General features: G+C 72.4%; 10 protein-coding genes and 1 pseudogene. 6 read left to right on the top strand and 5 right to left on the bottom strand.

Annotated features, from left to right (window positions below):
• Positions 1 to 441, top strand: a pseudogene (locus ACFU97_RS34535) (2-oxoacid:ferredoxin oxidoreductase subunit beta); the annotation flags it as partial.
• A gap of 10 nt (positions 442 to 451) precedes the next feature.
• Here ACFU97_RS34535 and ACFU97_RS34530 read toward each other — a convergent pair.
• Positions 452 to 847 (bottom strand): winged helix-turn-helix transcriptional regulator, encoded by a 396-nt coding sequence (locus tag ACFU97_RS34530; RefSeq protein ID WP_384264512.1) that lies wholly within the window; start codon positions 845 to 847, stop codon positions 452 to 454.
• 90 nt (positions 848 to 937) lie between these two features.
• On the opposite strand from ACFU97_RS34530, the gene ACFU97_RS34525 reads away from it, so the two are divergent.
• The 4 genes from ACFU97_RS34525 (at position 938) to ACFU97_RS34510 (ending at position 4484) form a co-directional block, all read left to right on the top strand.
• A complete protein-coding gene (locus tag ACFU97_RS34525) occupies positions 938 to 1792 on the top strand; it encodes an SDR family oxidoreductase (RefSeq protein WP_384264510.1) in 855 nt (284 codons plus the stop codon).
• A gap of 145 nt (positions 1793 to 1937) precedes the next feature.
• The gene (gene rarD, locus ACFU97_RS34520) at positions 1938 to 2885 is read left to right on the top strand and encodes an EamA family transporter RarD (protein WP_384264509.1); all 948 of its coding nucleotides are present in this window, start codon (positions 1938 to 1940) and stop codon (positions 2883 to 2885) included.
• Positions 2886 to 2927: 42 nt separating this feature from the next.
• On the top strand, positions 2928 to 3386 hold the full coding sequence (locus tag ACFU97_RS34515) for a VOC family protein (RefSeq protein WP_384264507.1): 459 nt from the start codon (positions 2928 to 2930) through the stop codon (positions 3384 to 3386).
• Between the two features lie 144 nt (positions 3387 to 3530).
• Positions 3531 to 4484 (top strand): M28 family metallopeptidase, encoded by a 954-nt coding sequence (locus ACFU97_RS34510; RefSeq protein ID WP_384264506.1) that lies wholly within the window; start codon positions 3531 to 3533, stop codon positions 4482 to 4484.
• A gap of 22 nt (positions 4485 to 4506) precedes the next feature.
• On the opposite strand, the gene ACFU97_RS34505 is transcribed toward ACFU97_RS34510, so the two are convergent.
• Positions 4507 to 5988 (bottom strand): tetratricopeptide repeat protein, encoded by a 1482-nt coding sequence (locus ACFU97_RS34505; protein ID WP_384264504.1) that lies wholly within the window; start codon positions 5986 to 5988, stop codon positions 4507 to 4509.
• A gap of 254 nt (positions 5989 to 6242) precedes the next feature.
• On the opposite strand from ACFU97_RS34505, the gene ACFU97_RS34500 reads away from it, so the two are divergent.
• Positions 6243 to 6758, top strand: coding sequence for a hypothetical protein (locus ACFU97_RS34500; RefSeq protein ID WP_384264503.1), 516 nt, complete (start codon positions 6243 to 6245; stop codon positions 6756 to 6758).
• 42 nt (positions 6759 to 6800) lie between these two features.
• On the opposite strand, the gene ACFU97_RS34495 is transcribed toward ACFU97_RS34500, so the two are convergent.
• From ACFU97_RS34495 to ACFU97_RS34485, 3 genes are read right to left on the bottom strand one after another with little or no spacing between them, the layout of a single operon-like run.
• The gene (locus ACFU97_RS34495; RefSeq protein ID WP_384264502.1) at positions 6801 to 7679 is read right to left on the bottom strand and encodes an ABC transporter permease; all 879 of its coding nucleotides are present in this window, start codon (positions 7677 to 7679) and stop codon (positions 6801 to 6803) included.
• Entirely contained in the window at positions 7666 to 8640 is a 975-nt protein-coding gene (locus tag ACFU97_RS34490; protein ID WP_384264501.1) for an ABC transporter ATP-binding protein, read from the bottom strand. Before ACFU97_RS34490 ends, ACFU97_RS34495 begins: the two co-directional genes overlap by 14 nt.
• Positions 8641 to 8686: 46 nt before the next feature.
• On the bottom strand, positions 8687 to 9910 hold the full coding sequence (locus ACFU97_RS34485; RefSeq protein ID WP_384264500.1) for an outer membrane lipoprotein carrier protein LolA: 1224 nt from the start codon (positions 9908 to 9910) through the stop codon (positions 8687 to 8689).
• Between the last annotated feature and the right edge of the window lie 36 nt (positions 9911 to 9946).

The following is a 9946-nucleotide window of genomic DNA, read 5'->3' as shown; positions in this document are numbered from 1 at the left end:
GCCCTGGTCGAGATCTACCAGAACTGCAACATCTTCAACGACGGCGCCTTCGACGCCCTCAAGGACAAGCAGCAGGCCGAAGAGGCCGTCATCCGCCTCGAACACGGACAACCCATCCGCTTCGGCCCCGACCACGCCCGCGGCGTCGTCCGCGATGCGTCCACCGGCGACCTGACCGTCGTCACCGTCACCCCCGACAACGAGGCCGACGTCCTGGTCCACGACGCCCACGCCGCCTCCCCCACCACCGCCTTCGCCCTCTCCCGCCTCGCCGACCCCGACACCCTGCACCACACCCCCATCGGCGTGCTGCGCTCCGTCGACAGGCCCGTCTACGACACCCAGATGACCGACCAGCTCGATCTGGCCGTCGAACAGCACGGCAAGGGCGACCTCGCCGCCCTCCTCGCCGGCGGCGACACCTGGACGGTCGTCGGCTGACGGAACGGGATCAGGAGGCGTCGGCAGCCCGGCGGCTGTCGTACGCCTCCCGTGCCTCCTGCACCGCGTCCATCCGCTTCTCGGTCCACAGCGCCAGCCCCCGCACCTGCTCCGCCGCCTCCCGGCCCAGGCCGGTCAGGGAGTAGTCGACCCTGGGCGGGATCACGGGCTTGGCGTCGCGGTGGACCAGGCCGTCGCGCTCCAGGGTCTGGAGGGTCTGGGTGAGCATCTTCTCGCTGACGCCGCGGCCGTAGCCGCTGACGGCACGGCGCAGTTCGCTGAAGCGGTAGGGGCGCTCGAGGAGCTCGATCAGGACCAGGACGCCCCAGCGGCTGGTGACGTGTTCGAGGACGAGGCGGTAGGGGCACATCGCCTCGACGACGGCGTCCGTTCTACTTACTGCCATGCCAGTACCTTACTTCAAAGTGGGTACTTTCCGATAGTTAGCGCAGCTCCTAGGGTAAGTGTCATCCGACCCCACAAGGAGTTCTGCATCATGAGCATCGTCGTCACCGGAGCCACCGGACACCTCGGCCGTCAGGTCGTGGACCAGCTGCTGGAGAAGGTCCCGGCGGACCGGATCACCGCGGTCGTACGGAACGAGGCCAGGGCCGCCGACCTCGCCGCGCGCGGGGTGAAGCTCGCGGTCGCCGACTACAACAGCCCCGAGACCTTCTCCGGCGTCTTCGCCGCCGGGGACAAGGTGCTGCTCATCTCCGGCAACGAGTTCGACAAGGGCCGCGTCGGCCAGCACAAGGTGGTCATCGAGGCCGCGAAGGCCGCCGGCGTCGCGCTGCTCGCCTACACCAGCGCCCCGGGCAGCCTGACGGCCGCGCTCGCCGACGACCACCGCGGGACGGAGGAGGCCCTCCTCGCCTCCGGCCTGCCGTACACGCTGCTGCGCAACGGCTGGTACCACGAGAACTACACCGAGAACCTGGCCCCGGTGCTGGAGCACGGCGCCGTCGTCCAGGCCGCCGGCGAGGGCCGTATCTCCTCCGCCTCGCGGGCCGACTACGCGGCCGCCGCGGTCGCGGTCCTGACCGGCGAGGGCCACGAGAACACGACGTACGAGCTGGGCGGCGACGAGGCCTGGGGCTTCGCCGAGTACGCGGCCGAGCTGAGCCGGCAGACCGGCAAGGAGATCGCCTACCGCCCGGTCTCGGTCGACACCTACGCCGGCATCCTGACCGGCGCCGGGCTGCCCGGCCCGCTCGCCACGATCCTCGCGGGCGTGGACGCCTCCATCGAGAAGGGCGAACTGGTGGTCTCCACCGGCGACCTGTCCCGCCTGGCCGGCCGTCCGACCACTCCGCTCGCCGACGCGATCGCCGCGGCCGTCAAGGGCTGACGGGCCGGCGCCGGGCCTCTCGGCGGCCCGCCGAGCCCGCCACCCTCGCTTGTCAGGACTGGGTGGCGATAGGGGAAGGACGGGCGAGGGTGGCGGGCGCTACCTTCTGCCTTGCACGCATGTGCGACGAGGCGAGGAGGGGCCCGTGAGCGGGAAGTCGGGCGGCGAACGCGTGGGACTGCTGAACGGCATCGCCGCCTACGGCATGTGGGGCCTCGTCCCCCTCTTCTGGCCGCTGCTCAAGCCCGCCGGCGCGGTGGAGATCCTGGCCCACCGGATGGCCTGGTCCCTCGTCTTCGTGGCCGTCGCGCTCGCCGTGACACGCCGCTGGGCCTGGGCCGGCGAGCTGCTGCGGCAGCCGCGCAGGCTGGCGCTCGTCGCGGTCGCCGCGGCCGTCATCACGGTCAACTGGGGCGTCTACATCTGGTCCGTGAACAACGGGCACGTGGTCGAGGCCTCGCTCGGGTACTTCATCAATCCGCTGGTCACCATCGCCATGGGCGTGCTGCTGCTGAAGGAGCGGCTGCGGCCCCTGCAGTGGGTGGCGGTCGCGACCGGCTTCGCCGCGGTGGTCGTGCTCACGGTGGGGTACGGGCAGCTGCCGTGGATATCGCTCACGCTCGCCTTCTCCTTCGCCACGTACGGCCTGGTGAAGAAGAAGGTCGCGCTCGGCGGGGTGGAGTCGCTGGCCGCCGAGACCGCGATCCAGTTCGTGCCCGCGGTCGGCTATCTGCTGTGGCTGTCCTCGCAGGGCCGGTCGACGTTCGCGTCCGAGGGGGCGGGGCACGGCGCGCTGCTCGCGGCGACCGGGGTGGTCACCGCGCTGCCGCTGGTCTGCTTCGGGGCGGCGGCGATCCGGGTGCCGCTGTCGACGCTCGGGCTGCTGCAGTACCTGGCGCCGGTGTTCCAGTTCCTGCTCGGGATCTTCTACTTCCACGAGGCGATGCCGGTGGAGCGGTGGGCCGGGTTCGGGCTGGTGTGGGTGGCGCTGTGCCTGCTGACCTTCGACGCGTGGCGCACCGCGCGCCGGCTCGGCCGGGTGCGCGAGATGGCACGGGTGGATGTGCCGGCGTCCGCCGCGGTGGATGCGTGACCGGAGGCTGAGAGATCCGTACCGGCACTGGATAGTGGGGGTATGACACAGACCCCGGTGCACTGGAAACTCGTCATCGACGCCGCCGATCCGCATGCGCAGGCCGACTTCTGGGCCGCCGCGCTCGGGTACGAGGTGGAGGACAACGCCGCGTTCATCGAGCGGCTGCTGGAGCTGGGGGCGCTGCCGGAGGCGGCCACCGTCGACTTCCACGGGCGCCGGGCCTTCCGCGACCTGATCGCCGTACGGCATCCGGACGACCCGTACGACGCGGAGAAGGGGACCGGGCTCGGGCGGCGGCTGCTGTTCCAGCGGGTGCCGGAGCCGAAGAGCGTCAAGAACCGGCTCCACCTCGATCTGCACCCCGGCGAGGGGCGGCGGGACGGCGAGGTCGAGCGGCTGAAGGGGCTCGGCGCGGGCGTGCTGCGCGAGGTGAAGGAGCCGGCCGGCGAGTGGGTCGTGATGGCCGATCCGGAGGGGAACGAGTTCTGCGTCGCCTAGCGACGAGGCCGCCGCCCGGCGTCCGGTATGTGAACCGCCTGTCCTGATACCGCTCTTGACTCGCGGTTAGTAAAGAGTTCACCATCCTGGGACCCCATTCATTGCGGAATCCCCGTGATTCCCAAGGAAATCGGAGCCCCCCACATGAAGTTCTCCGTTTCCGGGCGCACGGCTGCCACCGGTGTGGTCGCGGCCGCCGTCTCGACTGTCATGCTCCTGACGAGCGGATCGATGGCCGGCGCGGCACCCGCGCCGGTGGCCGCCGCGCCCGACATCCCCGTGACCAACGTCAAGGCCCATCTCGCCCAGTTCCAGTCCATCGCCACCGCCAACGGCGGCAACCGCGCGCACGGCAGGGCCGGTTACAAGGCATCCCTCGACTATGTGAAGGGCAAGCTGGACGCGGCCGGGTTCACCACCAGCGTCCAGACCTTCACGTCCTCCGGGAGCACCGGCTACAACCTGATAGCCGACTGGCCGGGCGGGGACGCCAACCAGGTCGTGATGGTCGGCTCCCACCTGGACAGCGTCAGCGCCGGTCCCGGCATCAACGACAACGGCTCCGGCTCGGCCGCCATCCTGGAGACCGCGCTCGCGGTCTCCAGGGCCGGCTACAAGCCCACCAAGCACCTGCGGTTCGCCTGGTGGGGCGCCGAGGAGCTGGGCATGGTCGGCTCCCGCACCTACGTGAACGGCCTCTCCACCGCGAACCGTTCGAAGATCAGCGACTATCTGAACTTCGACATGATCGCCTCGCCCAACCCCGGCTACTTCGTCTACGACGACGACCCGGCGATCGAGAAGACGTTCAAGGACTACTTCACCGGCCTGAACATCGCCACCGAGCCCGAGACCGAGGGCGACGGCCGCTCCGACCACGCGCCGTTCAAGAACGCCGGCATCCCGGTCGGCGGCCTGTTCAGCGGCGCCGACTACATCAAGACGGCGGCGCAGGCCACCAAGTGGGGCGGCACCTCCGGCAAGGCCTTCGACGCCTGCTACCACCGCTCCTGCGACACCTCGTCCAACATCGACGACACCGCGCTCGACCGCAACAGCGACGCCATCGCGCACGCTGTGTGGGGCCTGTCCTCCTAGCCTTCGAGCGGCAACTCGTGTGCTACTGGGCCGACTTGCGGGCGCGTTCCGTGAGCCGGCCCATCCGCGCGCGGGCCGACTCCAGCTGCTCGATGTCGTCCGCGGCCGGACCGTCCTCGGCGGTGAGCTCGGTCCACAGGCCGATCAGGTCGCGGCCCAGTTCCAGACCCTGCTGCGGGTCGCGCACGGCGCGCCAGGCGGACGCCGCGCTCTGGATGTTGCCGTAGGCGGCCTCCGCGTCCCGGGTGCGCCGGCGAATCCGGGCGAGGTCCAGCGAGAGCCGGAAGGACCGCACCGGGTCACCCGCCAAGTAGGCGATGTACGCGCTGAGTTCGCGCAGCCGCAGCACCTCGTCGTGCTCCGGTCCGAGCGCCGCCGACGCCTCGCCGACGGCGCCCTCCGCCAGTCCGGCCGCCGTCTCTATCCGGCCCGCCTTCACGGCCTCGTTGATCTGCGCCATCGGCTCGACGAGGAAGCTGGTGGTGGCCGGCGGCTCGTCGCCGAGCACGGCCTCGGCCACGGCGTCGAAGCCGCGGGCCGGGGTGGGCTTGGGGTCGGGGTCGGCGGCCGGGTCCAGGAGCGGCGGCAGGGTGGTGAGGGAGGTCGACGGACGGGCGGGCGCGGGCTCCGGGCGCGGCGCGGGTGCGTCCTCGGGTTCGGCGCGGCGCTCGGGTTCGGCGCGGCGTTGCGGCACCGCGTCCATCGGCGGGGGCGGGCCGAACGCACCCTTCGGTGCCGCGACCGTGCCGGGGGCCCGGTCCTCGACCGGCTCCGGCTCGGGCACCGCACGCAGCGCGAACGTCGGCGAGACGCCGTCCGTCCCGCCCTGCGGCTCCGGTACGGCCCGCAGGGGGAACGTCGGCACGTTCTCGCCCAGCGGCTGCGGCTCCGACACCGAGCGCAGCGGGAAGGTCGGCGCGGTCTCCCGGTGAGGTTCCTGCGCCGCCCGCAGCACGTGCGTCGGCTTGTCGCGCCCGGGCTGCTGCTCGGGCTCGGGCTGCCGCGGCTCCTCGGCGGCGGGCGCCTCCGGCTCGGCGGGCGGCGCGGGCGGCAGCGGGGACGGAGCCGGGAAGGAGGAGGGAGCGGGCGGGGCGGGCAGGGCGGCAGGCTGCGACCGGGCCGGTGGCGGGGACGGCGCGGGCGGCGGGGGCGGAAGCACCTGGGCCGGCTTCGCCGGCTCCCCCGCGGTCGCCATCTGCGCGGGCTCTCCCGTGAAGCCGCTGGCCCCGTCGGTCTCGACCTGGAGGTGGAGGACGTAGCCGATGCGCTCGTCGTGGACCGTGGCGCGGACCGGCCGGCCGGTCGCGAGGGCGATGCGGGTGAGGTGGTTCAGGACGGCCTGCTGGATCTCCTCGCCGGCCGCCGCGCCGACCGGCACGCCGCCCACCCAGGCGCCGACCGGTCCTGCCGCGGGGACACGGACGTCGATCGGTGCCGCCGCCAGGGCCGCCGAGCCCGCGACGTGGTCCTGTTCCCGCTTCTTGTCGCGGCTGAGTCGAGACATCGCTTCCCTCACTCGGATGCGTCGGGGAGTCCATGGACGGCGCGTCCGGCTTCCATGGTGCTCCCTCCCGCCGTCGGACTTCCGCTCCCCCGGCGTCAAGATCCGGTTGTGCACGTACTGTCGAGTCTCTCCGGTCGCTCCCGGTTCTCACGTCACCGTGGCGTCACAGCATCGTCCCAGGTGCTGCCCGCGCCCTCGCGTGACCGTACCGGTGTCATGAGGATCAGGGGGCGTGACGAGGGAGGAGAGCGGGCATGCGGACGGATGTGCAGCAGGGACCGGAGATATGGCTCCGCGGCCCGGTCGCCGTACCTGGACCGGGACCGCGGGAGGCCGCGCACGCCCACGCCACCGCCCGGCGCTACTCCTGGGTCGGCACCCACGGCGGCGCCGGCGTCACCACCCTCGCCGTCGTCTACGGCGGTCATGACTGCGGCCGGGACTGGCCGGGCCCCGGGGACCCGGCGTCCGTGCTGCTCGTGGCCCGGACGCACGCGTCGGGTCTGGCGGCCCTGCTGCGCGCCCTGGAGGTGTTCCGGCTCGGCGAGGCCCCGCCCGGGCTCGACCTCGACGGCGTCGTGCTCGTCGCGGACGCCCCGGGGCGGCTGCCGAAGCCGCTCGACAAGCAGATCCGGCTGATCGAGTCGATCATCGACGTGTACCGGGTGCCCTGGGTGTCCGACTGGCGCCTGGGCGATCTGAGCGGCCGGCCGCCGCGCGAGACGGAGTCCCTGGCCCGGCTCACCGGAGCGGCCGAGCACCGCCGGTGACCTGCGGCCGAAGTCCGGAGCCCGAAGCCCCGCGCACGGGGCTCAGGCCGTGATGTCCTTCGCCGCGAACCGTGCCCAGGCCGCCGATCCGAACACCGCCGCGTACAGGGCCTGCAGGCCGAGGTTCCTCGTCAGGTCGTCCCAGTAGACCGGCTCGCGCATCAGGTCGGCGAAGGACAGCCAGTAGTGGGAGAAGAAGTACGGCTGGATGGTGTGCAGTTGGGGGATCTGGTCGAGGATCTGGACGGTGATCAGCAGTCCGACCGTGGTCGCCATCGCCGCGATGCCGCTGCTGGTGAGCGTCGAGACGAACAGGCCCAGGGCGGCGACGCCGACCAGGGAGGCGGCGACGACCAGGGCGATCAGCAGGGCGCGGCCCAGGCCCTCGGCGAAACTGATCCGGGTGCCGGAGATCGTCGTGAGATCGCCGAGCGGGAACAGGATGGCCCCGACCGTCAGCGCGGAGACCGCGACGACGAGGGTGGCCACCAGGCAGAAGGCCATCACCGTCGCGTACTTGGTGAGCAGCAGGCGGGTGCGGCCCGCGGGGGCGACCAGGAGATAGCGCAGGGTGCCCGAGTTCGCCTCGCCCGCGATGGCGTCCCCCGCGACGACGCCGATCGCCATCGGCAGGAAGAACGGCAGCGTCGCGGCCAGCGCGGTGAAGACCAGGAACAGGCCGTTGTTGGTGATCTGGGAGATGAAGGCCGGGCCTCCGCCGCCGTCGCCGGGGCCGCCGCCGGCCGTCGAGCCGTCGCTGGTCTCGATCTTGACCGCGATGCCGACCAGGATCGGCACGGCCGCCAGCACGGCCAGCAGCGCGAGCGTGCGCCAGCGCCGGAAGGTGGTGAGCAGCTCGCTGCGCAGGAGCCCGAAGGTCCACAGCGGCCGCGGAGCGCGCAGCGCCTCAGCCTGCGACATCGAAACCCTCCCCCGTGAGTGCCACGAACGCGTCCTCCAGGGAGGCCCGCTCCACGCCGAAGCCGCGGACGCGGACGCCGGCCGCCACCAGCGCGGCGTTCACCTCCGCGAGATCGCGATCGGGCGGCTCGGCGCTCACCCGGTCCTCGGCCGCCACGACGTCGGCGGCGCCCTGCTCCTTCAGCACCCGGGCCGCGTCCCCGGGGTCGGGCGTGGTGACGACCAGCCGGCCGCGCACCCCCGCCGACAGGTCGGCCACCGGGCCCTGGGTGATCAGCCGGCCCTGCGCCATCACCGCGGCATGGGTGCAGACCTGCTCGATCTCGTCGAGCAGATGCGAGGAGAGGAAGACGGTCGTGCCGTCGGAGGCCAACTCCCTGACCAGGGAGCGGATCTCGCGCATGCCCTGCGGATCGAGGCCGTTGGTCGGCTCGTCCAGCACGAGCAGCCTGCGCGGCTGGAGCAGCGCGGCCGCGAGGCCGAGGCGCTGCTTCATGCCCAGCGAGTACGCCTTGGCCTTCTTGCCGGACGCGGCCGTCAGGCCCACCCGGTCCAGCGCGGCCGCCACCCGGGTGCGCCGGGTGCGCGGATCGGCGGTCGGGTCGGCGGCGTCGTAGCGCAGGAGGTTGTCGCGGCCGGAGAGGAAGCCGTACAGGGCGGGGCCCTCGATCAGGGCGCCGACGTGCGGGAGCACGGCGCGTGCGGCGCGCGGAATGGGCCGCCCGAGGACACGCGCCGTGCCCGAGGTCGGCTCGATGAGCCCCATCAGCATGCGGATGGTGGTGGTCTTGCCCGAGCCGTTCGGACCGAGGAAGCCGAAGACGCTGCCCGCCGGGACGGTCAGGTCCAGGCCGTCGACGGCGAGCTGCCCGCCGCGGTAGCGCTTGGTGAGCCGGTGGGTGGCGATGACGCCGTCACCCGGCTCCCCCTTCTCCGGCTCCGTGGCGGACGCATCGCCCATCGGCTCCCTCGATTCGTCGTACGTGTACGGCGGTTGCCCGTGCCGTCTACTTCGCCGCGTCGGCGGCCTTCACCAGCGCGGCCTTGTCCACCGCGCCGACGTAGACCTTGCCGTCGTCGGTGATCAGGGCGTTGATCAGGCGGGTCTTGAAGACCGTGCCCGAGCCGAACTTGCCGGAGACCTTGTCGCCGAGCGAGTCCAGGAAGCCGCCGAGCTGGCCGCCGGCCGCGGAGCCCGAGGGCACGCCCTTGCCGCCGGTGTCGAAGGTGGCGATGGAGTTCCAGCCCTTGCCGAGGACCTTCATGCCGCCCGTCCCCTCGGCGAGGTCCTTGCCGGACCCGGGAACCTTGCCGGTGCCCTTGAGGTCGTGCCCGGCCCTGCCGTGCCCGGCCTTGGTGTCCTCGGTGACCTTCGCGCCCTTCGGCGGGGTGAAGTCGAAGGTCGAGGCGCTCGGCCGGGCGAAGCTGACCTGGGTGAAGCCGGCGTCGATCACGGCGGAGCCGCCGCTCGACGGCGTCAGCGTGAACTTCAGCGGCATGCCCGTCTTGGCGTCCACCGCGACCGTGATCTGGCCGACGGTCGACCCGGACTGCTTCGGCTTCACGACCAGCCGGTAGGCGTCACGGCCCGCGACCTGGGCGGTGCCCTGGACGGTCACGGAGGTGGTGTCGTCGACCGACTTCAGGGCCTCCTCGGTGAAGTCCTTGGGTGTGGCCGGGACGTCCTTCTTCGGCTGGGCCTTCGCGCTGCCTGCCTCGGTGGAGTGGTAGACCTCGTTCGACCGGCTGTCGTAGCCCCAGACGTCCTTGCCGTTGTGGATGAGGCTGTACTCCGCCGCGTTCTCCAGCAGCGAGACCTTCTGCCGGTCCGGGCCGTCGGAGGCGACGCGCAGGGTGTGCGTGCCGGTGGCGAGTTCGGTGAGCTTGGAGCTCGGGTCGGCGGACGAGCCGTCGCCCGACCCGGCCGCGCCGGACGCCAGGCTGTTCTCGAGGCCGCCGAGGTCCGGCAGGCCGAGGTCGGTGCTGACCTTCACCGTGCCGGACATCTGCTGCACGTCCGACTTGGCGATCTTGTCGATGAGTTGCTGCGCGCTGATCTTCGGCAGGTCGGGGTCGCCCGAGTCGGCGAGAGCCGGGACGAGCCCGATGGTCGCCGCGGCCACCCCCACCACCGCGACCGGGACCACGTACCGAGCGGCCTTGCGCCGGCCCGCGCGGAGGTCGTCGGCCTCCTCGGCGGTCGTGCTCTCGTCGGATTCGTACGGTGCCATGTGTGCGCTACCTCCGTCGTCGGCGGCGGCCTGTCC

Source organism: Streptomyces sp. NPDC057616 (assembly GCF_042800575.1).
GTDB lineage: Bacteria > Actinomycetota > Actinomycetes > Streptomycetales > Streptomycetaceae > Streptomyces.
Note: the sequence above shows the minus strand (reverse complement) of the source record. Positions and strands in the feature narration are given on the sequence as shown.

Excerpts from the sequence above, each read along its gene's own strand:
- ACFU97_RS34490 (WP_384264501.1), bottom strand. The coding sequence starts at position 8,640 with ATGGGCGATGCGTCCGCCACGGAGCCGGAGAAGGGGGAGCCGGGTGAC.
- ACFU97_RS34505 (WP_384264504.1), bottom strand. The coding sequence starts at position 5,988 with ATGTCTCGACTCAGCCGCGACAAGAAGCGGGAACAGGACCACGTCGCG.
- ACFU97_RS34495 (WP_384264502.1), bottom strand. The coding sequence starts at position 7,679 with ATGTCGCAGGCTGAGGCGCTGCGCGCTCCGCGGCCGCTGTGGACCTTC.
- ACFU97_RS34515 (WP_384264507.1), top strand. The coding sequence starts at position 2,928 with ATGACACAGACCCCGGTGCACTGGAAACTCGTCATCGACGCCGCCGAT.
- ACFU97_RS34525 (WP_384264510.1), top strand. The coding sequence starts at position 938 with ATGAGCATCGTCGTCACCGGAGCCACCGGACACCTCGGCCGTCAGGTC.
- ACFU97_RS34500 (WP_384264503.1), top strand. The coding sequence starts at position 6,243 with ATGCGGACGGATGTGCAGCAGGGACCGGAGATATGGCTCCGCGGCCCG.
- ACFU97_RS34510 (WP_384264506.1), top strand. The coding sequence starts at position 3,531 with ATGAAGTTCTCCGTTTCCGGGCGCACGGCTGCCACCGGTGTGGTCGCG.
- ACFU97_RS34530 (WP_384264512.1), bottom strand. The coding sequence starts at position 847 with ATGGCAGTAAGTAGAACGGACGCCGTCGTCGAGGCGATGTGCCCCTAC.
- ACFU97_RS34485 (WP_384264500.1), bottom strand. The coding sequence starts at position 9,910 with ATGGCACCGTACGAATCCGACGAGAGCACGACCGCCGAGGAGGCCGAC.